Source organism: Enterobacter cloacae complex sp. IR5403 (assembly GCF_049238705.1).
Taxonomy (GTDB): Bacteria; Pseudomonadota; Gammaproteobacteria; order Enterobacterales; family Enterobacteriaceae; genus Enterobacter; species Enterobacter hormaechei_C.
On record NZ_JBMKHP010000017.1, the window covers coordinates 72,259 to 95,414 of the forward strand.

Genomic DNA, 23,156 nt, shown 5'->3' on the forward strand with positions numbered 1-23,156 from the left:
ATAATAAGGAACCTTACATGACCATACAGCAGTGGCTGTTTTCATTCAAAGGGCGTATTGGACGCCGTGACTTCTGGATCTGGATTGCAACGTGGGTTGTCGCCATGCTGCTTCTGTTTTTTGTTGCCTACAACGCATGGCTGAGCACGCAAACCGCGGCATTTGCGCTGGTCTGTTTACTGTGGCCAACCGCCGCCGTAGTGGTGAAACGTCTGCACGATCGTGGCCGCTCCGGCGCATGGGCTTTCCTGATTATTCTGGCGTGGATGCTGGTGGCGGGGAACTGGTCAATGCTGCCCTCAATCCTCCCGTGGGTGGTGGGCAGACTGCTGCCGACGGTTATCTTTGTAATGATGGTTGTCGAACTGGGCGCGTTTATCGGCACCCAGAGCGAGAACAAATACGGAAAAGATACTCTTGAGGTGAAGTACCGCTGATCACCAGTAGTGTTCGGCGGTCATGTGGCCCGGTCGGCGGCGAAGGTGCTTCGTCATCTGCCGGGTATCCTTCAGCAACTGCTGCGTATCGCGTACCATCTGCGGATTACCGCACAGCATCACATGGCTGGTTTCGGTATTCATCGGTAAACCCACCGCCTCTTCCAGCGCGCCGCTTTCAATCAACGCCGGAACGCGACCGGTTAACGAGCCGGCTGCGGTTTCGCGGCTGACCACCGTCTGAATTTTTAACTTCCCGCCATATCGCTGTTCCAGCGCCTGCATCTGCGGCAAATAGCTCAGGTCTGCGGCGTAGCGCGCGGCGTGAACCAGCACGATATTTTTAAAGCGCTCCAGATCTTTGCCGTATTGCAGAATGGAAAGATACGGGCCGATGGCCGTGCCGGTCGCCAGCATCCAGAGCGTGTCACAGTCGGGGATTTCATCCAGCACGAAGAACCCCGCCGCGTCGGAAACAATCTGCACTTCATCGCCCGGCTTCAGCGCGGCGAGGCGCGGGCTGAGCTTACCGTCCGGGACGGTGACCAGATAGAACTCAAGGTCCGGGTTATCAGGCGCATTAACGTAAGAGTAGGCGCGCTGTACGCGTTCACCGTCGATATCCAGCCCGAGCTTGGCAAACTGCCCGGCAGTAAACGGATGAACGGGAGCGTGCAGCGTGAGGCTAAATAGCGCATCGGTCCAGAACTGTACCTTTGTGACTTTACCTGTTACCCAGTCCGCCATGATCTTCTCCTGTGCTGTTTCTCTCTTCTATCTTCCGTACTTGTGGGAAACATTTCCAGCCCATTCGGGCCGGAAAGCTCTATCGATCAAACGGTTTTACAGAATGTGCGTCTGTACGTCCGGATCTTTACGATCGAGATAATGAATGGACTTAATGCGGCGAATAGTGCGGGATTTACCGCGGATCAGCAGGGTTTCAGTGGTGGCCATGTTGCCCTTGCGGGTGATGCCGTCCAGCAGATCGCCTTTGGTGATGCCGGTTGCGGAGAAGACCACGTTATCGCTGCGGGCCATCTCGTTCAGCGCGAGCACTTTATTGGCCTCGATGCCCATCGCCGCGCAGCGCGCCAGTTCGTCTGCACCAATGCGAAGGTTCTCGTCGCTGTCGCCTTTGACCTCATGGCGTGGCAGCAAACGCGCCTGCATATCGCCGTCCAGCGCGCGGATCACTGCCGCAGAGACCACACCCTCCGGCGCACCGCCGATGCCGTAAAGCACGTCGACTTCGCTGTCCGGCATGCAGGTCAGAATAGAGGCGGCAACGTCGCCATCCGGAATAGCAAATACGCGCACGCCGAGCGCTTGCAGGTACGCGATGGTGGCGTCGTGGCGCGGTTTCGCCAGAATGGTCACGGTGAGTTCGCTGAGCGCTTTACCCAGCGCCGCAGCGATATTGCGCAGGTTGGCGTTCAGCGGCAGACTAAGGTCGATAGCGCCTTTAGCACCAGGACCGACGATCAGCTTTTCCATGTACATATCGGGCGCGTTGAGGAAGCAGCCCTTATCGCCCACCGCCAGCACCGCCAGCGCGTTGGCCTGGCCCATCGCCGTCATGCGCGTGCCTTCAATCGGGTCGACCGCGATATCCACCGCATCGCCTTTGCCCGTCCCGACTTTTTCACCGATATAGAGCATTGGCGCTTCGTCGATTTCGCCTTCGCCAATGACGATAGTGCCATCGATATTGACCTGATTAAGCACAATGCGCATGGCGTGGACGGCTGCACCGTCTGCGGTATTTTTGTCGCCACGGCCCAGCCACTTGTAGCCTGCGAGGGCGGCAGCTTCGGTGACGCGGGAAAACTCGATAGCAAGTTCACGTTTCATGAGGTACTCGTACAATCAAAAGGAATTGCACGAAGTTTATCACAGAGTGGGGAGGGGCGAGGGGACCGGTGCGGTCGGAGCCCCTCACCCTAACCCTCTCCCAGGGGAGAGGGAATATAGGTTTACTCGTCGTGCTCTTCCCACGCCAGGGCACGTTTCACCGCTTTCTTCCAGCCGCTGTAGCGGTAATTGCGCTCGGTGGTTTCGATGCCAGGACGGAATTCGCGTTCGATAACCGCTTTTTCCTGAAGCTCGTCGAGGTTTTGCCAGAAGCCAACCGCCAGACCTGCCAAATACGCCGCGCCCAGCGCCGTCACTTCTCGCACCTCAGGACGTTCAACGCGGGTGCCCAGAATGTCGGACTGGAACTGCATCAGGAAGTTGTTGGCTACCGCACCGCCGTCCACGCGCAGGGCGTGCAGACGAATGCCGGAGTCCGCCTGCATCGCTTCCAGCACGTCGCGCGTCTGGTAGGCGATGGATTCCAGCGTCGCGCGAATGATGTGGTTTGAGTTCACGCCGCGCGTCAGGCCGAAAATCGCGCCGCGGGCGTACGGATCCCAGTACGGTGCGCCCAGACCGGTAAACGCTGGCACCACGTATACGCCGTTGGTGTCTTTCACTTTGGTCGCGAAGTATTCGGAGTCAAACGCGTCGCTGATCAGCTTCATCTCGTCGCGCAGCCACTGAATGGAGGCACCCGCCATGAATACCGCGCCTTCCAGGGCATAGTTCACTTCGCCGCGCGGGCCGCAGGCGATGGTGGTCAGCAGACCATTTTCTGATTTCACCGCTTTCTCGCCGGTGTTCATCAGCATAAAGCAGCCGGTGCCGTAGGTGTTCTTCGCCATCCCTTCTTTGACGCACAGCTGGCCGAACAGGGCCGCCTGCTGGTCACCGGCGATACCGGCGATAGGAATACGGGTGCCGCCTTTACCGCCGATGTTGGTCTGGCCGTACACTTCTGAAGATTTACGCACGTCTGGGAGCATCGCACGCGGAATGTCCAGCGCGTCCAGCATCTTGTCATCCCACTCCAGGGTGTTGATGTTGAACAGCATGGTGCGCGAGGCGTTGGTGTAGTCAGTAACGTGAACGCGTCCCTGAGTCATCTTCCAGATAAGCCAGGTATCGACGGTACCGAACAGCAGCTCGCCACGTCGTGCACGCTCGCGTGAACCTTCCACGTGGTCGAGGATCCACTTCACTTTGGTGCCTGAAAAATACGGATCAACCACCAGGCCGGTGGCGTTGCGCACGTACTCTTCCATCCCGTCGCGCTTCAGCTGTTCGCAGATCTCTGACGTACGGCGGCACTGCCAGACAATGGCGTTGTAGATGGGCTTACCGGTTTCGCGCTCCCAGACCACAGTCGTTTCGCGCTGGTTGGTGATACCGATAGCGGCAATCTGGTCAGAACTGATGTCGGCTTTCGCCAGCACTTCCACCAGCGTGGAGCTTTGTGACGCCCAGATCTCCATCGGGTCGTGTTCAACCCAGCCTGGACGCGGATAAATTTGCTCAAATTCGCGTTGAGACACGCTGACAATGTTCGCGTCATGATCCATTACGACAGCGCGGGAGCTGGTAGTGCCCTGGTCGAGCGCAACGATATATTTTTTTTCGGTCATGGTATGTGTCCCGTAGTCAGATTACAGCGAAGCTTTTTGTTGTGTGGTGGAAGTTGTCTCTTTTTCCTCTTCCACACAGGTGTCGCACGGTAAGTGGCGACCAATTAATTTGCGATAGCCGAATGCGCCCAGCGCCGCCCCTACGATTGGCCCGAACAGCGGAACCAGGAAGTAAGGAATGTCTTTGCCGCCCGTGAAGGCGACATCGCCCCATCCCGCAAAGAAGGCGAAGGTTTTTGGACCCAGGTCACGCGCCGGATTCATCGCAAAGCCGGTAAGCGGACCCATGGATGCGCCAATTACCGCAATCAGAAGGCCAATCAAAAGTGGAGCCAGCGGGCCGCGCGGAATGCCGTTTCCGTCGTCGCCCAGCGCCATAATGACGCCCATCAGAATAGCGGTAATCACCATTTCAACTGCGAACGCCTGCACAAAATTGATATGCGGATTCGGATACGTTGAGAAAATGCCTGCCAGATCCAGACTTTCGACACTGCCACGCACCATATGATGCGTCTGTTCGAAGTCGATGAAAAGATTGTAATAAAGCCCGTAAACTAACGCCGCTGCGCAAAAGGCGCCGGCAAATTGCGAAATAATAAAAGGAACAACTTTGCGTCCGTCAAAGCACGCGAATAGCCACAACGCGATGGTCACCGCCGGGTTAAGATGTGCGCCGGAAACCCCTGCGGTCAGGTAGATGGCCATCGCCACGCCCAGACCCCAGATAATACTGATTTCCCACTGACCAAAACTGGCACCCGCCACTTTCAGTGCAGCGACACAGCCTACTCCGAAGAATATCAACAACCCGGTACCCAGGAACTCGGCAATGCACTGGCCTTTTAAGGTTGATGTCTGACTCATAATCGGAATCCTGCAAAAGAGTAATGTTTATTGTTTGCGTGACCGCCCGTGACAGTCACGATGCCCTGTAGACATAGTGTTAATTTATCGTTAACGAGCACAAGCGAGAAATATCGAAATCGAAATGTGTGGTCTGCGTCAATAAAATGAGCGTTTTCGCGCCATAAAGCGCGTTTTTGCATCAGATAATGATTATGGGCTGAATCATTTCTTTAACTTATGGGTTAACAACTTAGGGGTATATGCGGCGAACGCACCAGGACGAGGCCGAAAAGTGTTGCAAACCGCGATCTGCGTGGCATGCCGCTGGACAGGGGCGACGGCGCTCCATACAATCGGAACATATGTTGTGCGCGTTTACGTTAAAGCGTCGCCTTGCAATTCAGGAGAGGTAGGATCATGTCTTTAGAAGTGTTTGAGAAACTGGAATCGAAAGTACAGCAGGCGATTGACACCATCACGCTGCTGCAAATGGAAATTGAAGAGCTGAAAGAGAAGAACAACTCCCTGTCACAGGAAGTTCAGAATGCTCAGCACAGCCGTGAAGAACTGGAGCGCGAAAACAACCAGCTGCGCGAACAGCAGAACGGCTGGCAGGAACGCTTGCAGGCGCTGCTGGGACGTATGGAAGAAGTTTGATTTCCTTAGGGAATGAATTGAACAGGCCGGGTAAGGCGAAGCCGCCACCCGGCTTTTTTATGGTTTTCGCTAACCGACATCAAACCATAAAAAAGGCCGCCCTAGGCGGCCTTAACGCTACTTGTCCTGCGCTGTCGTAACAAAAGCAACTAACTCAACAGGTTCATCGCTCTTTACCACGAGTACGCTGGCGACAATGAACGCGATACATAAATAGCGTTTCATTATGCGGTCCTTGCTGCTAACCGCTCCACCGTTCACCACCGGTGATAAGTCGGTGGACACAAGCCCTGGTGTTAGCCTGCTTTACGGTAGTGAATACACCTTTCCCTGGACCGATGCCCATTTGCGAGATGGCGGAAAGGGACGCGGTATCATAAAGAGCATCAACCGTGGCGTTAAGGTTTTCATAGATAATTAGGATTTTATAAAGGTTCTGAGAGGTTGCCCAAGGTTTAGACGAGAGTATGATGAAGTTCCTTGGTGTTAGTCTGTAAGACGTCCCAACGGACCGCGAATCCCGAGGGACAAAAAAAACCGCCACATTGCTGTTGGCGGTTTTTTTATGAATTTTACTCACCGATTAACTACTCGATGTCCAGCGCATCCTCGGAAAGGATAATCCCGGTATTGTCAGCATAAAGGTGGTCGCCCGAGAAGAAGGTCACGCCGCCGAAATTGACGCGCACGTCGCTTTCGCCGATGCCGTCGCCCGCTGCGCCTACCGGTATGGCGGCAATGGCCTGAATCCCGATATCCAGGTCTTCGAGATCGTCCACCTGACGCACGGAACCGTACACCACAATGCCTTCCCACTCGTTCTGGACGGCAATTCCCGCCAGTTCAGCATCAATCAATGCACGGCGCACGGAACCGCCGCCGTCGACCACCAGAACGCGGCCACGGCCGTTCTCTTCGAGCAGATCGTACAGCAACCCGTTGTCCTCGAAACATTTCACCGTGATGATTTGTCCGCCAAACGACGACCGTCCACCAAAGTTGGAGAACAGGGGTTCAACGACGTTGACATCTTCCTGGTAGATGTCACAAAGCTCGGAGGTATCGTATTTCATAGGTTTAACGCTCTGTTGCTGCGAATGTGTTCAGTATATCGTGCGAAATGCGTTGTTGGCAAAATCATCAATTGTTAATTGATATTTGTCAGCTAACTCAGCGTCTGGCTTAAGACAATCCCGATGACGAACAGCAGGTTAGTCAGCAACGCGCCTTTTACCGTACGTTCCAGCATCGGTGGCATGGCGGCCGGGCTGAGTTCACGCATGACGTAGCGGGCCTGCTTAATCAGCAGCGGTGCGGCGAGCACAAACAGCCAGCCCCACAGGCTGTGCAGCGAAATCAGACTGAACAGTGCCAGGCAGACCAGCGCGCCGATGAGCAGGCAGGCGTGATAGCGGCGTGCATTCACCGGACCCAGACGCACGGCCAGCGTGTTTTTACCGTTTTCGCGGTCGCTGTCGATGTCGCGCAGGTTGTTGATATTCAGCACCGCCGTCGCCAGCAGACCGCAGGCGGTCGCCGGCAGGAACAGGGCAGGGATCACCGTATGCGCCTGTAAGTACCAGCTTCCCATCACGCTCAGCCAGCCGAAGAACACCAGCACGGAGATGTCGCCCAGACCAATATACCCGTAAGGACGCGTCCCGACGGTATAGGTAATGGCTGCAATAATGGCGAGCAAGCCCAGCACCAGGAAGCCAATGAAATCACTGGTGGTTTTCGAGGCGACCGTCACCAGCGCCAGCCCGGACAGGCAAATCAATACCACGGTGATAATCAGCGCCCGTTTCATCTGTGCCTGGGTAATCACTCCTTTTTGCATCCCGCGCAGCGGCCCGATACGGTCAGGCTTGTCGCTGCCCTTTACCGCATCGCCGTAATCATTGGCGAGATTAGAGAGGATTTGCAGCAGCCCGGCGGTGACGAGCGCCAGACCTGCTACCAGCGGATCGAAATGACCCTGCCACCAGGCAAGCGTGGTACCGACGATAATGGCGGCAAAAGCCAGAGGAAGCGTTTTAGGGCGCAGACTTTCGAGCCACGCCTGTGTACGGCTGATATCAGTCATAGTTATTTAGCCAATAAAAATGGGGGCCATAGCCCCCATCAACAGTGATGAAAATGCATTGAACGCGATTATAGAATAAAACGGCTCAGATCTTCATCTGCCACTAACGCATCCAGGTGTTTGCCCACATAGTCTGCGTCAATGGTAATGCTTTGACCGTTAAGGTCGCTCGCATCATAAGAGATGTCTTCCATCAGGCGTTCCAGCACGGTGTGCAGACGACGCGCACCGATGTTCTCGGTGGTTTCGTTGACCTGCCACGCGGCCTGAGCGATGCGCTTGATACCGTCATCGGTAAATTCAATGTTCACGCCTTCAGTCGCCATCAGCGCTTTGTACTGTACGGTCACAGACGCGTTTGGCTCAGTCAGGATACGTTCGAAATCTTCGGTGGTCAGCGCCTGCAACTCAACGCGGATTGGCAGACGACCCTGGAGTTCCGGGATCAGGTCAGACGGGCTGGCAATCTGGAACGCACCGGAGGCGATAAACAGAATGTGGTCAGTTTTAACCATGCCGTGCTTGGTGGAAACGGTACACCCTTCCACCAGCGGCAGCAGGTCGCGCTGAACGCCTTCGCGGGAGACATCCGGGCCGGACGCGTTGCCGCGCTTACAGATCTTGTCGATTTCGTCGATAAACACGATACCGTGCTGCTCAACCGCGTCGATAGCGTCCTGTTTCAGCTCTTCCGGGTTAACCAGCTTCGCGGCTTCTTCTTCAATCAGCAGCTTCATCGCGTCTTTGATTTTCAGCTTACGCGCTTTCTGCTTCTGCCCGCCCAGGTTCTGGAACATGGACTGCAATTGGCTGGTCATCTCTTCCATGCCCGGAGGCGCCATAATTTCCACGCCCATTGGCGCGGCAGCGAGATCGATCTCAATCTCTTTGTCGTCCAGCTCGCCTTCGCGCAGCTTTTTGCGGAATGCCTGACGCGCAGCAGAAGGTTCAGACTGCTGTTCAGCCTGTCCCCAGTTGTTTTTTGCCGGTGGGATCAGCACGTCGAGAATACGCTCTTCGGCCATCTCTTCGGCGCGATAGCGGTTTTTCTCAATCGCCTGGACGCGCACCATCTTAATCGCCGAGTCGGTCAGATCGCGGATGATGGAGTCCACTTCTTTACCTACATAGCCCACTTCGGTGAACTTGGTGGCTTCAACTTTGATGAACGGCGCGTTAGCCAGTTTGGCCAGACGACGGGCGATTTCGGTTTTACCCACACCGGTCGGGCCGATCATCAGAATATTTTTTGGCGTCACTTCGTGGCGAAGCTCTTCGTCGAGCTGCATGCGACGCCAGCGGTTACGCAGTGCGATAGCCACGGAGCGCTTGGCGTTGTCCTGGCCGATAATGTGTTTGTTCAGTTCGCTGACAATTTCGCGTGGGGTCATTTCAGACATGGGCGATCCTTACGCTTTAGACGGTAATTCTTCGATGGTGTGATTGTGGTTGGTATAGATGCAGATATCACCTGCAATATCCAACGCTTTCACCGCGATATCGCGCGCGTTCATGTCGGTATTTTCCAACAGCGCACGGGCTGCGGCCTGGGCGTACGGGCCGCCAGAGCCGATGGCAATCAGGTCGTTTTCAGGCTGAACCACGTCGCCGTTACCGGTGATGATCAGCGAGGCGTTTTCGTCAGCCACGGCCAGCAGCGCTTCGAGCTTGCGTAGCATGCGGTCGGTACGCCAGTCTTTTGCCAGCTCAACAGCGGCTTTCACCAGATGACCCTGATGCATTTCCAGTTTGCGTTCAAACAGTTCAAACAGCGTGAAGGCATCAGCCGTGCCGCCTGCGAAACCGGCGATCACTTTGTCGTTATAAAGACGACGTACTTTCTTCACGTTGCCTTTCATGACGGTATTACCCAGCGTGGCCTGGCCATCACCGGCAATTACCACCTGGCCGTTACGGCGTACACTTACTATTGTTGTCACGAGCAGACCCCCTGGTTACAGATTCGGGAAACAGAAGCCCTGAGCCTGTGCTCAGGGCTGAATTAAATGATAGATGGGGGGGAATTTGGGGGTTTCAACCCCCGGAGGCGAGTCGAATGCAGTTTGTGTGGCCAGCCACTTTCAAACGGGAAATGGTGCCGTCTGCGTTTTCTTTGCCTTTGACCGGTCCAATCACTACGCGATTCCAGCCGTTATTGGTGGTAATGCGGGAGTCAAATCCTTCAAATGCCAGCTGAGCACGCACCGTTTCTGCCTGTTCGGCGCCTTTAAACGAACCGCACTGAACCATCCAGCGGCGTTCATCTTTTTTCTCAGCCGTCTGCTTCGGCGCCTCGGTCTCTTTGGTGACCGGCGCAGCCTGCTGCGTTTTTGGCTGTTGCGCAGTGGTATGCGCAGGCGTCTGCAACAGATCCTGATACGGCTGTGCCGTTTGCTTCTGCGGCTGCGCCTTCGGTTGCTGCTGGACAGGCTGAGTTTGTACGGTACGCGTCTGCTGCTGCGGTTGTGTACGCGGCTGCTGTACCGGCTGCGTCTGCGTCCACTGCTGCTGTTGCGTTTGCTGCTGAGCCTGACGCTGGCGCTGCAACGTTTGCTGACGCTGCGCCGGGGTTTGTTCGTTCCACGGCACTTCGTTCAGCTGCGTAGGCTGCTGGCGCATGTCCGCCTGCATCTGAGCGAGCAATTGACGCTGTTCGTCCGTCAGCTGATCGGCATTCTTCACTTCACCCCCGGCAGAAGGCTCGGTAGGCGCACGTACGCCAGGCTGACGGCTTTCCAGCTCTTTAATGTAGCGCCAGCGCTCTTCAGGCTTCGGCGGCAGGCCGTTGCCGACGACCTTGTTACCCTGAAGGGCTTCAGACTCTTCTTTTTTATGATGCGTAATGAAGTAGAGGCCGCCAATAAAGGCCACCAGCACGGCCGCAGCAATGGCGACCATGGCTGGGGAGACAGCAGACAGGCTACGTTGCTTGCTTTTTGAACTACTCTTTTTGCGTCGCGAAGGTGCCGGCTGGCCGCGACGTACATAATCTCGTTGTGCCACTATCGTTTCGCTGTATTTATTCGTTCGTCAGCCCGCCATGTTACTTAAGCGACGGGGCTTTGACCAGATAAGGGTGTCGAAAGGTATTTACTTTAAGTTAATGCCTGGGTAGAGCCGCGCACAATCAGCTCACAATCCAGTAGCCGTGACCCACTGCTAACTGTTTGACCGTGCAGCTGATCCAGCAAAAGCAGCATCGCTTCCCGGCCAATGTCATACCGTGGCTGGGCAACGGTCGAAAGCGGCGGATCGCAAAACTCCGAAAGCGAAATATTATCAAAACCGATAATCGACAGGTCCTGCGGCACGCGCAGCCCGTGACGTTTGGCGTAGGATAACGCCCCCAGCGCCATCACGTCGCTGTGGCAGAAGACCGCGGTGGGCGGTTCTGGCAAGGCCAGCAATTTTTCCAGCGCCTGCCCGCCCGCTTCAAAGGTGAAATCACCGCGCGCAATGTAGTGCGGATCGACGATAGCCCCGGTACGGCGCAGCGCCTGAACGTAGCCCTGCAAGCGGTAATGACACAGCGGCATCTCTTCTGGTCCGGCGATACAACCGATACGCTTATGCCCCAGTTCCTGAAGATAGTTCACGGCGTTGAACGCGGCGGTGAGGTTATCGATATGAACGGTTGGCAGCTCCAGCTCCGGCGCGAATTCGTTCGCCATGACCATCGGCGGTAAATTGCGCTGTTCTTCAATGCTGGCATCAAACGGCAGGCGTGAGCCAAGCAGCAGCATGCCATCAATCTGCTTGGTGATGATCAGGTCGATGAACGTTTTTTCCTGCTGGTTCTGATGAGCACAATCGCCAATCAGCACCAGATAGCCCTGGGCGGCGGCAGTGACTTCAATGCCGCGGATGATTTCGCTGAAGAAGGGATCGCAGATGTCCGGCACGATCACCAGGATGGTGCGGGATTCGTTGCGTTTTACGTTACGCCCCATGGCTTGCGGGAAATAACCGACCTCAAGCGCCGCCTTTTCAACCCGGTTTCGGGTCGCCTGGGAGACTTTGTCAGGGTTCATCAATGCGCGGGACACGGTTGCTGTTGAGACTTGTGCTTTCTCGGCAACGTCTTTCATGGTCGCCGAGGCAACCTCTTTCCTGGACTTCAACGTCTTCTCCTCGCCTGAACACCGAACTGCGGACAGCACCATTTTTACAGATAGTTAATGGAATCGGTTACAGAATTTTCATAAAAAGTGTGAGGCGCATTAAATTTTTCGATCCGTCTTCAGCCTTCAATCGGATCGACGTCAAGAACCCACTTCACTTTTCGCGCTTCCGGCAGGGTATTGATCAGCGCCAGCGTGCCGCTGACGATCTGCTGTAAACGGATACGCGAGGGGTGCTGAAGTAAGAGTTGCCAGCGGAAACGGCCGCCGCGTTTCGGGGCGAGCGCGGGTACCGGGCCTAAAATCCACAGCTGATTATCCACCAGCGGGCTGGCTTGCAGGAGGTTTCTCAGCTGTTGCAGGAACAGCGGGGCCTGTTGGTTGTTATGATCTTCCGCACGGATGATAACGTGGCTGGTCCATGGGGGAAGCTGCATCGTCTGACGTTCGGCCAGCGCCTGGTCCGCGAAGGCGTCATAGCCTTTGTGCAGCAGAGTTTGCAGCAGCGGATGTTCAGGGTGGTGCGTTTGCAGCACCACCTCGCCCTGCTTACCCGCCCGACCAGCGCGACCGGCAACCTGGGTATAAAGCTGGGCGAAACGCTCGGCGGAGCGAAAATCCGCGGAGAACAGCGCGCCGTCGACGTCCAGCAGGGCGACCAGCGTCACGTCCGGGAAGTGGTGCCCTTTCGCCAGCATCTGTGTGCCAATCAGGATGCGCGCGCCGCCGCGATGCACTTCCGCCAGCTGCTGCTCCAGCGCCCCTTTACGGCTGGTGGTATCCCTGTCGATACGGGAGATGGGCACGTCCGGGAAGAAGGGCGCGAGCGCCTGTTCAAGCTGTTCCGTTCCCAGGCCGACCGGCACGATGTGCGTTGAGCCGCAGGACGGGCACTGACGGGGGACCGGACGCTGGCTGTCGCAGTGGTGGCAGCGCAAATGGCGCTGAGCCTGGTGGAAGGTGTAGTAGTGATCGCAGCGCGGGCACTCCGCGATCCAGCCGCAGTCGTGGCACAGCAACGCAGGCGCGAAGCCGCGGCGGTTCAGGAACAGGATCACCTGGTTGCCCGCCTGCAAATGCTGGCGCATGCGGCTAATCAGCGCAGGCGCTAACCCGGCCTGCACCTGCTGGCCTTTCAGATCCAGCACATGTTGAATGGCCGGGCGGGCATTCCCCGCACGGCGCGTCAGGCGCAGCATGTGGTATTTACGCTGGCGAACGTTGTGCAGCGTTTCAAGCGCGGGGGTGGCGGACCCGAGAATAATAGGGATTTGCTCGCTGTGGGCGCGGTACACGGCTAAGTCGCGGGCGTGATAGCGCCAGCCTTCCTGCTGTTTATAGGAGCTGTCATGCTCTTCATCGATCACGATAACGCCGAGATTTTTAAACGGCGTAAACAGCGATGAACGGGTGCCGATCACAATCGCCGCTTCGCCGTTTTTCGCTTTCAGCCAGGCGCTGAGGCGCTCGCTGTCGCTCAGACCGGAGTGCAGAACCTCAACGGGCGCATTAAAGCGTTCACGGAAACGCGCGATGGTTTGCGGCGTCAGGCCGATTTCCGGCACCATCACCAGCGCCTGTTTGCCCTGCGCGAGCACGTTTTCCAGCACGCTCAGATACACTTCGGTTTTACCGGAGCCGGTGACGCCCGCCAGCAGCCAGGCGGAAAAACGATCGGCAGCGCTGTGAATCGCTCCTACGGCGGTGGCCTGCTCGGTATTCAGACGCAGACGATCGCCGGAGACGGAAAAACCGTCGCGCCAGTCGTGAAGGGCAGGGGCTTCACTGGCCAGGTCGCTCAGCCCTTTCTTCCTTAATGCCTGCAACGCGGTTTCGCTTACCTCAAGCTCGTCGACCTGATGGCGCCAGATTTTTCCCTGGCGCAGCGCGGCCAGCGCCTGCTGCTGTTTCTGCGAGCGCTTCAGGCTGTTAATGTCCACAGCCTGGCCCTGCTCGGTGGCAAACCAGTACCACATTGGCGCGTGGCTGGCGCTCTTACCCTGGCGCAGCATAATGGGCAGGGCATGGAACAGCACGTCGCCAATCGGATGATGATAATAATCTGCCGCCCACAGCAGCAGTCGCCAGGTGCTGGTGGAGTAAACCGGCTCGCTGTCCAGCACCTCAACAACCGATTTCAGCTCGTTAAGCGGCAATTCGCTTTTGTCGCTGACGGACACCACGATCCCCACGCGCTGCTGTTTACCAAACGGCACGGTCACGCGACAGCCCGCTTTGGCGCTCATGCTGTCGGGCAGCAGGTAGTCAAAGGTGCGGGGAAGCGGAACGGGCAGGGCAACGTGAGCGACGGGCATCGAATCTTCCTGACTTGAAAAGTGGCGCGTTAGTATACACATTAGTGAAAGCGGCGTGCGGATCAGTTTGCATACGTTGGTCAAATTCTGTATGATTCGCCGCCTTTGGTGTATTTTACGCCAAAGAACTTACATTCAACATCGCGTGGTGTCTGGCGTTAGGGCTGGAAGAGCGACGCGGCCTTAACTGAGGTTCTCCCATGAAAAAAGATATTCACCCGAAATACGAAATGATTACTGCAAACTGCTCTTGCGGTAACTCTATCCAGATCCGCTCTACCGTGGGTCACGATCTGAACCTGGACGTGTGCGGCAAATGCCACCCGTTCTACACTGGTAAGCAGCGTGATGTTGCAACCGGTGGCCGTGTTGACCGCTTCAACAAGCGTTTCAGCATCCCGGGCGCTAAATAAGCATCCAGAAGAAACCGCCTCCGGGCGGTTTTTTTGTGCCTGTAATATCTCACCTGAATTAATTCTGTATTTATATTTCCTCTTCAAATATATATTTTAATTTTTCCGAAAAATAATCACCGTGTCTTAATATATTCCTATTTATACGGATAGTGAGCTTTATCTCTGTATTCTTGGCCTGTTTGCCATTTTATTGTCGGATATGGCAATAAATAAAAGGTTTCCCTCCGGGTGTAAAATTACACTGCGCTCGACATAAATTCTTATTTGCCATTTCAACAGCGATGGCTTTCAGGGTGTATTTACGTTGAGGGAAAAAAGATGAAACTGAAGCAACTTTTGTTCGTGCTTCCATTACTATCGTGCGCGGCGCAGGCGGGATATGTTGATTACCGACACGAGTATTACGACGATGGACGTAACTATGACCGTGTGTACATGTCACACCGTTTCGGGACGGGCTTTGGTGTGGCTGTAGAGGCCGTCTCACGCTCAGACGAAAAGCAATCTAATGATGCGCTCAATAATATGGAGAGTAACAGCAACGAATATACTGCCAGCTACCAGTTTACCTGGCAGGGATTTATCTGGCAGCCGGGTGTCGCGGTTGAGATGGGTGACGACATGGCTATTTATAAACCCTATTTACGCGTGCAGTATAATATTAATGACAGCTGGTGGACGGCATTCCGTTATCGTACCGAATATACCCGCCGTAATGCAGACGGTAAAGATGACAGACTGGTATATCGCCCGGAAATGTGGCTGGGATATAATATTGAAAACTGGATGTTTGAACTGAACGGAATTTATAAATTCGCCGACAACGAAGATCTGTATAACAACAAAAAAGAGGATTACGAATATAACTTCCGCGTGGCGTATAACATCGATTCGTGGGTGCCATTCGTGGAGGTGGGTAATGTCTCTTCCGGCTATAACACCGCTACCACTGACGACCGACAAACGCGTCTGCGTGTCGGCTTAGGCTACAACTTCTGAGAAACCATCCCGCTGAGCACCCTCAGCGGGACCGCATCGCTGTTAGTATTCCCACGTATCCGGGTCGATACCCAGTTCACGCATGATCACCTTCGCCTCTTCCGGGATTTCGTCACTGCGCTCTTTGCGCAGATCGTCATCGTTCGGCAACGGTTGGCCGGTAAACGCATGCAGGAACGCTTCGCACAGCAGTTCGCTGTTGGTGGCGTGACGCAGGTTGTTCACCTGACGACGCGTACGTTCATCGGTGAGGATCTTCAACACCTTCAGAGGAATGGACACCGTGATTTTCTTGACTTGCTCACTCTTCTTACCGTGCTCAGCGTATGGGCTGATATATTCGCCGCTCCATTCAGCCATGAGATACCTTTAATCCTCTCAGTCATTAATCTAAAGGTGCAAAACCGGTAACCATCGGTTTTGAACCGTAATCTTGCGTAGTTTACCGTAGAGACGATACCGAGGCACGGATATTGCCGCTGTAGCGTGTCCTAAAGCATATAATTTTAACGGCTATTTGCGCATTGCTCAATCTATACGCAAAGAAGTTTAGATGTCCAGATGTATTGACGTCCATACTTTCAATGTTTACTCTGGTGCCTGACTTTTCACCTCATTCGCCAGGAAGCCTCACCATGACGCGTAAACAGGCCACCATCGCAGTGCGTAGCGGATTGAATGATGACGAGCAGTACGGCTGCGTTGTCCCGCCAATTCATCTCTCCAGTACCTATAATTTCACCGGATTTAATGAACCTCGCGCGCATGACTACTCGCGTCGCGGCAATCCTACGCGCGACGTCACCCAGCGCGCGCTGGCGGAACTGGAAGGCGGCGCAGGGGCGGTATTAACCAATACCGGCATGTCGGCCATTCACCTTGTGACCACGGTGTTCCTGAAACCTGGCGATCTGCTGGTGGCGCCGCACGACTGTTACGGCGGCAGCTATCGTCTGTTTGATAGCCTGGCGAAACGTGGCTGCTACCGCGTGCTGTTTGTCGATCAAAACGACGAACAGGCGCTGAAACAGGCGCTTGCCGAGCAGCCGAAGCTGGTTCTGGTGGAAAGTCCAAGCAATCCATTGTTGCGCGTAGTCGATATTGCGAAAATTTGTCAGCTCGCAAGGGATGCGGGAGCGATAAGTGTAGTGGATAATACGTTCCTCAGTCCGGCCCTTCAGAACCCACTGGCACTGGGTGCCGATCTGGTATTGCATTCATGCACTAAATATCTGAATGGCCATTCTGACGTGGTGGCGGGCGTGGTGATTGCCAAAGATCCTGATGTTGTCACCGAACTGGCATGGTGGGCCAATAACATTGGCGTCACCGCGGGCGCGTTCGACAGCTATTTGCTGCTGCGCGGCATCCGCACGCTGTCTCCGCGTATGGACGTGGCGCAGCGTAATGCCCAGGCGATCGTGGATTTCCTGAAAACCCAGCCGCTGGTGAAGAAGCTTTATCACCCGTCGCTGCCGGAAAACCAGGGGCACGAGATTGCCGCGCGCCAACAGAAAGGATTTGGCGCGATGTTAAGTTTTGAACTGGACGGTGACGAGCAAACACTGCGTCGCTTCCTGAGCGGGTTGTCATTGTTTACGCTGGCGGAATCCTTAGGGGGAGTAGAAAGCTTGATCTCCCACGCCGCAACCATGACGCACGCAGGTATGGCACCCGAAGCACGTGCCGCCGCCGGGATTTCCGAGACGCTGCTGCGTATCTCGACCGGTATTGAAGATTCTGAAGATTTAATTGCCGATCTGGAAAATGGCTTCCGGGTCGCAGCCAAGGGGTAATCATGAGTGTGATAGCGCAGGCAGGGGCGAAGGGTCGTCAGCTGCACAAGTTTGGTGGTAGTAGTCTTGCTGATGTGAAATGTTACCTGCGTGTCGCAGGGATCATGACCGAGTATTCACAGCCGGGGGACATGATGGTTGTCTCTGCGGCGGGCAGCACCACCAACCAGTTGATTAGCTGGCTGAAACTGAGCCAGACCGATCGCCTCTCTGCGCATCAGGTGCAACAGTCCTTACGTCGTTACCAGAGCGAACTGATTGCCGGTTTGCTGCCTGCGGACGTGGCGGACGGGCTGATTAGCGCTTTTACGCACGACCTTGAGCGTCTGGCCGCTCTGCTGGACAGCGGCATTACCGATGCGGTGTATGCGGAAGTGGTTGGCCACGGTGAAGTATGGTCTGCGCGCCTGATGGCCGCCGTGCTGCAACATCTTGGTGTGGATGCCGCCTGGCTCGACGCGCGTGATTTCCTGCGTGCCGAACGCGCCGCACAGCCGCAGGTGGACGAAGGGTTGTCTTACCCGCTGCTGCAACAGCTGCTGGTGCAGCATCCGGGCAAACGCATTGTCGTCACCGGCTTTATCAGCCGCAGCAACGCGGGCGAAACCGTTCTGCTGGGCCGTAACGGCTCTGACTACTCGGCAACGCAGATTGGCGCCCTGGCGGGCGTGTCCCGCGTCACCATCTGGAGCGACGTGGCCGGTGTGTACAGCGCGGACCCGCGCAAAGTAAAAGATGCCTGCCTGCTGCCGCTGCTGCGTCTCGACGAAGCGAGCGAGCTGGCGCGTCTGGCGGCCCCGGTGCTGCACGCGCGCACGCTACAGCCGGTTTCCGGCAGTGACATCGATCTGCAACTACGCTGTAGCTACACGCCGGATCAGGGTTCCACCCGCATTGAACGCGTGCTGGCATCCGGTACGGGCGCGCGCATTGTCACCAGCCATGATGACATCTGCCTGATCGAGTTCCAGGTGCCTGCGGGCCAGGATTTCAAACTGGCGCACAAAGATATCGACACCATCCTGAAACGTGCCCAGGTGCGTCCGCTGGCCGTTGGCGTGCATAACGATCGCCAGCTATTGCAGTTCTGCTATACCGCTGAAGTGGTGGACAGCGCCCTGAAAATTCTGGATGAAGCGGGCCTGCCGGGTGAGCTTCGCCTGCGTCAGGGGCTGGCGCTGGTGGCGATGGTGGGCGCGGGCGTCACCCGTAACCCGCTGCACTGCCACCGCTTCTGGCAGCAGCTGAAAGGTCAGCCGGTGGAGTTCACCTGGCAGTCGGAAGAGGGCATCAGCCTGGTTGCCGTGCTGCGTAAAGGGCCAACCGAAAGCCTGATTCAGGGTCTGCACACCTCCCTGTTCCGCGCGGAAAAACGCATCGGGCTGGTGCTGTTCGGGAAAGGGAATATCGGTTCCCGCTGGCTGGAGCTGTTCGCCCGCGAGCAGGTAACGCTTTCGGCGCGTACCGGGTTTGAATTCATTCTCGCAGGCGTGGTGGACAGCCGTCGTAGCCTGCTGAACTACGAAGGGCTGGACGCCAGCCGGGCGCTGGCCTTCTTTAACGATGAAGCGGTTGAGCAGGACGAAGAGTCGCTGTTCCTGTGGATGCGCGCGCACCCGTACGACGATCTGGTGGTGCTGGACGTGACCGCCAGCGAGCAGCTGGCCGATCAGTATCTGGATTTCGCCAGCCACGGGTTCCACGTCATCAGCGCCAACAAGCTGGCGGGCGCGAGCAGCACTGACAAATATCGCCAGATCCACGACGCGTTCGAAAAAACGGGTCGTCACTGGCTGTATAACGCCACCGTTGGCGCGGGTCTGCCGGTTAACCATACCGTGCGCGATCTGATTGAAAGCGGCGACAGCATTCTGGCGCTGAGCGGGATCTTCTCCGGCACGCTCTCCTGGCTGTTCCTGCAATTTGACGGCACCGTTCCGTTTACCGACCTGGTGGATCAGGCGTGGCAGCAGGGCTTAACCGAACCGGATCCGCGCGTTGACCTTGCTGGTAAAGATGTGATGCGCAAGCTGGTGATCCTGGCGCGTGAAGCGGGCTACGACATTGAGCCGGGTCAGGTACGCGTTGAGTCGCTGGTGCCTGCGGGCTGCGAGGAAGGGTCCGTCGATCACTTCTTCGAGAACGGCGACGAGCTGAACGAGCAGATGGTGCAACGTCTGGAAGCGGCTAACGAGATGGGCCTGGTGCTGCGTTACGTGGCGCGTTTCGAGGCGAACGGTAAAGCGCGAGTGGGCGTGGAGGCGGTGCGTCCTGAACATCCGCTGGCAGCGCTCCTGCCGTGCGACAACGTCTTCGCCATCGAAAGCCGCTGGTATCGCGATAACCCGCTGGTGATCCGTGGCCCGGGCGCGGGACGCGATGTCACCGCCGGGGCGATCCAGTCTGATATCAACCGTCTGGCTAAGCTGCTGTAATTTCGCTTGTTCCCTCTCCCCGTGGGAGAGGGTTAGGGTGAGGGCAGCAGACCGCACTCACCCCCATCATGAACGCCCTTCATCTTCCCTGAACAAACCTCACCGTTAATGTTGATTATTTCTGTTGACGTCATCCCGCTTTTCCGTCATTTTTACATCTGGACGTCTAAACGTATAGAAGTTCACAACACAACAAACAACGACACGCGAAAGATAGAGGTAAGGTATGAGCTTTTTTCACGCCAACCAGCGGGAAGCCCTGAATCAGAGCCTGGCCGAAGTAAACGGCCAGATTAACGTCTCTTTTGAATTTTTCCCGCCGCGCACCAGTGAAATGGAGCAAACCCTGTGGAGCTCTATCGATCGCCTGAGCAGCCTGAAGCCGAAGTTCGTCTCCGTAACCTACGGCGCCAACTCCGGTGAGCGTGACCGCACGCACAGCATCATTAAGGGCATTAAAGATCGAACCGGTCTGGAAGCGGCACCGCACCTGACCTGTATCGACGCCACCCGCGATGAACTGCGCGCCATTGCCCAGGACTACTGGAATAACGGCATTCGCCACATTGTGGCCCTGCGCGGCGACCTCCCGCCAGGCAGCGGCAAGCCGGAGATGTATGCCACCGATCTGGTCGGGCTGCTGAAAGACGTTGCCGACTTTGATATCTCCGTGGCCGCCTACCCTGAAGTTCACCCGGAAGCCAAAAGCGCCCAGGCGGATCTGCTCAACCTCAAGCGTAAAGTGGAGGCCGGTGCTAACCGCGCGATTACGCAGTTCTTCTTTGACGTGGAAAGCTACCTGCGCTTTCGCGACCGCTGCGTCTCGGCGGGTATTGATGTCGAAATCATCCCTGGCATTCTGCCAGTCTCGAACTTCAAACAGGCGAAGAAATTCGCGGATATGACCAACGTGCGCATTCCGCTGTGGATGTCCAAAATGTACGAAGGGCTGGACGACGACCCGGAAACCCGCAAGCTGGTGGGGGCCAATATCGCGATGGACATGGTGAAGATTTTAAGTCGCGAAGGGGTGAAAGATTTCCATTTCTATACCCTGAACCGCGCGGAAATGAGCTATGCCATTTGCCATACGCTCGGTGTTCGCCCGGCGCTGTAAAGTAAAAAGCCCTCATAAAACGAGGGCTTTTTAATCGAACAGAGAGTTAAAAGGTATTAGCTATCGAATCTGTGGATTAATTCAACTATCTCTTATCGCTAGTGGTGTATATCGTAACGGTAACACTGTAAAGGGAGCATAGCGATGAGCACGTCAGACGAGACCAATAACGCGGCATCCGCCGGCAAATGTCCGTTCCACCAGGGCGGCGTCGATCATAGCGCGGGTGCAGGTACCGGCAGCAAAGAGTGGTGGCCTAAGCAACTCCGCATCGATCTTCTAAACCAACATTCCAACCGTTCGAACCCGCTGGGTGAAGACTTCGACTACCGCAAAGAATTCAGCAAGCTAGACTATTCCGCCCTTAAGGGCGATCTCAAAGCCCTGTTAACCGACTCACAACCATGGTGGCCTGCCGACTGGGGCAGCTATGCGGGCCTGTTTATCCGTATGGCCTGGCACGGCGCCGGTACTTATCGCTCCGTTGACGGTCGTGGCGGCGCCGGACGCGGTCAGCAACGCTTTGCGCCGCTGAACTCCTGGCCGGATAACGTCAGCCTGGATAAAGCTCGCCGTCTGCTGTGGCCAATTAAGCAAAAATACGGACAAAAAATCTCCTGGGCCGACCTGTTTATCCTCGCGGGTAACGTGGCGCTGGAGAACTCCGGCTTCCGCACCTTTGGTTTTGGTGCCGGGCGTGAAGACGTATGGGAACCGGATCTGGACGTGAACTGGGGCGATGAAAAAGCCTGGCTGACCCACCGTGACCCGGAAGCGCTGGCGAAGCGCCCGCTTGCGGCCACCGAAATGGGCCTGATTTACGTTAACCCGGAAGGGCCAAACGCCAGCGGTGAACCGCTGTCTGCGGCGGCGGCGATCCGCGCTACCTTTGGCAACATGGGCATGAACGACGAAGAGACCGTCGCGCTGATTGCAGGCGGCCATACGCTCGGTAAAACGCACGGCGCAGGCGAAGCCACGCACGTGGGCACTGACCCGGAAGCGTCGCCGATTGAAGCGCAGGGCCTGGGCTGGGCCAGCACGCACGGCACCGGTATTGGCGCTGACGCCATCACCTCCGGGCTGGAGGTTATCTGGTCTCAAACCCCGACCCAGTGGAGCAACTACTTCTTCGAGAACCTGTTCAAATACGAATGGGTGCAGACCCGTAGCCCGGCAGGCGCGATTCAGTTTGAGGCCGTGGATGCGCCGGAAATTATGCCTGACCCGTTTGACCCGTCGAAAAAACGCAAGCCAACCATGCTGGTCACCGACCTGACGCTGCGTTTTGATCCGGAATTCGAGAAAATTTCCCGTCGCTTCCTGAACGATCCGCAGGCCTTCAACGAAGCCTTTGCACGCGCGTGGTTCAAGCTGACCCACCGCGATATGGGACCAAAAGCGCGGTACATTGGCCCGGAAGTGCCGAAAGAAGATCTGATTTGGCAGGATCCGCTGCCTCAGCCGGTATTCCATCCGACACAGGAAGATATTGAAAGCCTGAAAGCGGAAATTGCGGCCTCTGGTCTCTCCGTGAGCGAACTGGTTTCCGTAGCCTGGGCGTCGGCATCGACCTTCCGCGGCGGCGACAAGCGTGGCGGCGCTAACGGCGCGCGTCTGGCGCTGGCGCCTCAGCGCGACTGGGATGTGAACGCCGCGGCGGTGCGGGCGTTACCGGCTCTGGAAGCTATTCAGCGCACCACGAATAAAGCCTCTCTGGCCGATATCATCGTGCTGGCAGGTGTTGTGGGCGTTGAGCAGGCGGCGAAAGCGGCAGGCGTTTACGTTAACGTACCGTTCACCCCGGGCCGCGTGGATGCGCGTCAGGACCAGACGGATATCGAGATGTTTAACCTGCTCGAACCGGTTGCCGACGGTTTCCGCAACTACCGTGCGCAGGTGGATGTGTCCACCACGGAGTCGCTGCTGATCGACAAAGCCCAGCAGCTGACCCTGACCGCGCCGGAACTGACGGTGCTGATCGGCGGTCTGCGCGTACTGGGTGCAAACTTCGATGGCAGCAAGAATGGCGTGTTTACCAACCGCGAGGGCGTGCTGAGCAACGACTTCTTCGTTAATCTGCTGGATATGAACACCCAGTGGAAAGCGACCGACGACTCAAACGAGCTGTTTGCCGGTAGCGATCGCGCCAGCGGAGAAGTGAAATACACCGCCACCCGCGCCGATCTGGTCTTCGGTTCAAACGCCGTCCTGCGTGCGCTGGCCGAAGTTTACGCCAGCAGTGATGCACACGAGAAGTTCGTTCGTGATTTCGTTGCCGCATGGGCGCGAGTGATGGATTTGGATCGGTTTGACGTGAAGTAGCCCTTGTGCCGGGTGGCGCTGCGGTATGAACCGGAAACATGGGTAACACTTTAGACCGGATACATGGGTAACAGTTATAACTGGCATAGAAGAGGAGACTCGCTATGCCCTGGACTGA

The 23,156-nt window shown here is 56.4% G+C and carries 20 protein-coding genes; 8 read left to right on the forward strand and 12 right to left on the reverse strand.

Annotated elements, in window-relative coordinates:
• Nucleotides 1-17: 17 nt before the first annotated feature.
• On the forward strand, nt 18-437 hold the full coding sequence (locus tag ACOTW6_RS18955; protein WP_006808672.1) for a DUF805 domain-containing protein: 420 nt from the start codon (nt 18-20) through the stop codon (nt 435-437).
• On the opposite strand, the gene fpr is transcribed toward ACOTW6_RS18955, so the two are convergent.
• The 4 genes from fpr to ACOTW6_RS18975 form a co-directional block, all read right to left on the reverse strand.
• The gene (fpr, locus tag ACOTW6_RS18960) at nt 438-1,184 is read right to left on the reverse strand and encodes a ferredoxin--NADP(+) reductase (protein WP_003862024.1); all 747 of its coding nucleotides are present in this window, start codon (nt 1,182-1,184) and stop codon (nt 438-440) included.
• Between the two features lie 96 nt (nt 1,185-1,280).
• On the reverse strand, nt 1,281-2,291 hold the full coding sequence (gene glpX, locus ACOTW6_RS18965) for a class II fructose-bisphosphatase (protein WP_062933633.1): 1,011 nt from the start codon (nt 2,289-2,291) through the stop codon (nt 1,281-1,283).
• Between the two features lie 122 nt (nt 2,292-2,413).
• A complete protein-coding gene (glpK, locus tag ACOTW6_RS18970) occupies nt 2,414-3,922 on the reverse strand; it encodes a glycerol kinase GlpK (protein ID WP_047051670.1) in 1,509 nt (502 codons plus the stop codon).
• 21 nt (nt 3,923-3,943) lie between these two features.
• Nucleotides 3,944-4,789, reverse strand: coding sequence for an MIP/aquaporin family protein (locus ACOTW6_RS18975; protein ID WP_003862030.1), 846 nt, complete (start codon nt 4,787-4,789; stop codon nt 3,944-3,946).
• A gap of 399 nt (nt 4,790-5,188) precedes the next feature.
• Here ACOTW6_RS18975 and zapB point away from each other — a divergent pair, with 399 nt between their 5' ends.
• The gene (zapB, locus tag ACOTW6_RS18980; protein ID WP_003862031.1) at nt 5,189-5,428 is read left to right on the forward strand and encodes a septal ring assembly protein ZapB; all 240 of its coding nucleotides are present in this window, start codon (nt 5,189-5,191) and stop codon (nt 5,426-5,428) included.
• 587 nt (nt 5,429-6,015) lie between these two features.
• Here the strand turns inward: zapB and rraA are convergent.
• The 7 genes from rraA to priA form a co-directional block, all read right to left on the reverse strand.
• Entirely contained in the window at nt 6,016-6,501 is a 486-nt protein-coding gene (rraA, locus tag ACOTW6_RS18985; protein WP_015569946.1) for a ribonuclease E activity regulator RraA, read from the reverse strand.
• A 92-nt stretch (nt 6,502-6,593) separates the two neighbouring features.
• Nucleotides 6,594-7,520 carry a 1,4-dihydroxy-2-naphthoate polyprenyltransferase gene (gene menA / locus ACOTW6_RS18990; protein WP_116329991.1) on the reverse strand — a complete coding sequence of 309 codons (927 nt, stop codon included), beginning with the start codon at nt 7,518-7,520 and terminating at the stop codon, nt 6,594-6,596.
• A 62-nt stretch (nt 7,521-7,582) separates the two neighbouring features.
• Nucleotides 7,583-8,914, reverse strand: a complete 1,332-nt coding sequence (gene hslU, locus ACOTW6_RS18995) for an HslU--HslV peptidase ATPase subunit (RefSeq protein WP_003862035.1) — start codon at nt 8,912-8,914, stop codon at nt 7,583-7,585.
• Between the two features lie 9 nt (nt 8,915-8,923).
• On the reverse strand, nt 8,924-9,454 hold the full coding sequence (gene hslV / locus ACOTW6_RS19000) for an ATP-dependent protease subunit HslV (protein ID WP_003862036.1): 531 nt from the start codon (nt 9,452-9,454) through the stop codon (nt 8,924-8,926).
• A gap of 94 nt (nt 9,455-9,548) precedes the next feature.
• Nucleotides 9,549-10,517, reverse strand: a complete 969-nt coding sequence (ftsN, locus tag ACOTW6_RS19005) for a cell division protein FtsN (RefSeq protein WP_017383099.1) — start codon at nt 10,515-10,517, stop codon at nt 9,549-9,551.
• A gap of 92 nt (nt 10,518-10,609) precedes the next feature.
• Nucleotides 10,610-11,635: a DNA-binding transcriptional regulator CytR gene (gene cytR / locus ACOTW6_RS19010; RefSeq protein WP_003862038.1), complete on the reverse strand. Its 1,026-nt coding sequence runs from the start codon at nt 11,633-11,635 to the stop codon at nt 10,610-10,612.
• 119 nt (nt 11,636-11,754) lie between these two features.
• A complete protein-coding gene (gene priA, locus ACOTW6_RS19015; protein ID WP_213789390.1) occupies nt 11,755-13,950 on the reverse strand; it encodes a primosomal protein N' in 2,196 nt (731 codons plus the stop codon).
• A gap of 200 nt (nt 13,951-14,150) precedes the next feature.
• Between priA and rpmE the strand changes: the two genes are divergently transcribed.
• Together rpmE and ACOTW6_RS19025 are read left to right on the forward strand one after the other, a co-directional pair.
• Nucleotides 14,151-14,363 carry a 50S ribosomal protein L31 gene (gene rpmE / locus ACOTW6_RS19020; RefSeq protein ID WP_003862040.1) on the forward strand — a complete coding sequence of 71 codons (213 nt, stop codon included), beginning with the start codon at nt 14,151-14,153 and terminating at the stop codon, nt 14,361-14,363.
• Between the two features lie 321 nt (nt 14,364-14,684).
• On the forward strand, nt 14,685-15,365 hold the full coding sequence (locus ACOTW6_RS19025; protein ID WP_213789389.1) for an oligogalacturonate-specific porin KdgM family protein: 681 nt from the start codon (nt 14,685-14,687) through the stop codon (nt 15,363-15,365).
• A 42-nt stretch (nt 15,366-15,407) separates the two neighbouring features.
• On the opposite strand, the gene metJ is transcribed toward ACOTW6_RS19025, so the two are convergent.
• Complete coding sequence (gene metJ, locus ACOTW6_RS19030; RefSeq protein ID WP_006179183.1) at nt 15,408-15,725, reverse strand: met regulon transcriptional regulator MetJ; 318 nt, start codon at nt 15,723-15,725, stop codon at nt 15,408-15,410.
• Between the two features lie 275 nt (nt 15,726-16,000).
• Between metJ and metB the strand changes: the two genes are divergently transcribed.
• The 4 genes from metB (at nt 16,001) to katG (ending at nt 23,038) form a co-directional block, all read left to right on the forward strand.
• On the forward strand, nt 16,001-17,161 hold the full coding sequence (metB, locus tag ACOTW6_RS19035; protein ID WP_017383102.1) for a cystathionine gamma-synthase: 1,161 nt from the start codon (nt 16,001-16,003) through the stop codon (nt 17,159-17,161).
• Nucleotides 17,162-17,163: 2 nt separating this feature from the next.
• The gene (locus ACOTW6_RS19040) at nt 17,164-19,596 is read left to right on the forward strand and encodes a bifunctional aspartate kinase/homoserine dehydrogenase II (protein ID WP_047051675.1); all 2,433 of its coding nucleotides are present in this window, start codon (nt 17,164-17,166) and stop codon (nt 19,594-19,596) included.
• Between the two features lie 226 nt (nt 19,597-19,822).
• Entirely contained in the window at nt 19,823-20,713 is an 891-nt protein-coding gene (metF, locus tag ACOTW6_RS19045) for a methylenetetrahydrofolate reductase (protein WP_032104303.1), read from the forward strand.
• A gap of 144 nt (nt 20,714-20,857) precedes the next feature.
• Nucleotides 20,858-23,038 carry a catalase/peroxidase HPI gene (katG, locus tag ACOTW6_RS19050; RefSeq protein ID WP_045334315.1) on the forward strand — a complete coding sequence of 727 codons (2,181 nt, stop codon included), beginning with the start codon at nt 20,858-20,860 and terminating at the stop codon, nt 23,036-23,038.
• The last annotated feature ends 118 nt before the right edge of the window (nt 23,039-23,156 follow it).

Excerpts from the sequence above, each read along its gene's own strand:
- ACOTW6_RS18955 (WP_006808672.1), top strand. The coding sequence starts at position 18 with ATGACCATACAGCAGTGGCTGTTTTCATTCAAAGGGCGTATTGGACGC.
- fpr (WP_003862024.1), bottom strand. The coding sequence starts at position 1,184 with ATGGCGGACTGGGTAACAGGTAAAGTCACAAAGGTACAGTTCTGGACC.
- glpX (WP_062933633.1), bottom strand. The coding sequence starts at position 2,291 with ATGAAACGTGAACTTGCTATCGAGTTTTCCCGCGTCACCGAAGCTGCC.
- glpK (WP_047051670.1), bottom strand. The coding sequence starts at position 3,922 with ATGACCGAAAAAAAATATATCGTTGCGCTCGACCAGGGCACTACCAGC.
- ACOTW6_RS18975 (WP_003862030.1), bottom strand. The coding sequence starts at position 4,789 with ATGAGTCAGACATCAACCTTAAAAGGCCAGTGCATTGCCGAGTTCCTG.
- zapB (WP_003862031.1), top strand. The coding sequence starts at position 5,189 with ATGTCTTTAGAAGTGTTTGAGAAACTGGAATCGAAAGTACAGCAGGCG.
- rraA (WP_015569946.1), bottom strand. The coding sequence starts at position 6,501 with ATGAAATACGATACCTCCGAGCTTTGTGACATCTACCAGGAAGATGTC.
- hslU (WP_003862035.1), bottom strand. The coding sequence starts at position 8,914 with ATGTCTGAAATGACCCCACGCGAAATTGTCAGCGAACTGAACAAACAC.
- priA (WP_213789390.1), bottom strand. The coding sequence starts at position 13,950 with ATGCCCGTCGCTCACGTTGCCCTGCCCGTTCCGCTTCCCCGCACCTTT.
- rpmE (WP_003862040.1), top strand. The coding sequence starts at position 14,151 with ATGAAAAAAGATATTCACCCGAAATACGAAATGATTACTGCAAACTGC.
- ACOTW6_RS19025 (WP_213789389.1), top strand. The coding sequence starts at position 14,685 with ATGAAACTGAAGCAACTTTTGTTCGTGCTTCCATTACTATCGTGCGCG.
- metJ (WP_006179183.1), bottom strand. The coding sequence starts at position 15,725 with ATGGCTGAATGGAGCGGCGAATATATCAGCCCATACGCTGAGCACGGT.
- metB (WP_017383102.1), top strand. The coding sequence starts at position 16,001 with ATGACGCGTAAACAGGCCACCATCGCAGTGCGTAGCGGATTGAATGAT.
- ACOTW6_RS19040 (WP_047051675.1), top strand. The coding sequence starts at position 17,164 with ATGAGTGTGATAGCGCAGGCAGGGGCGAAGGGTCGTCAGCTGCACAAG.
- metF (WP_032104303.1), top strand. The coding sequence starts at position 19,823 with ATGAGCTTTTTTCACGCCAACCAGCGGGAAGCCCTGAATCAGAGCCTG.
- katG (WP_045334315.1), top strand. The coding sequence starts at position 20,858 with ATGAGCACGTCAGACGAGACCAATAACGCGGCATCCGCCGGCAAATGT.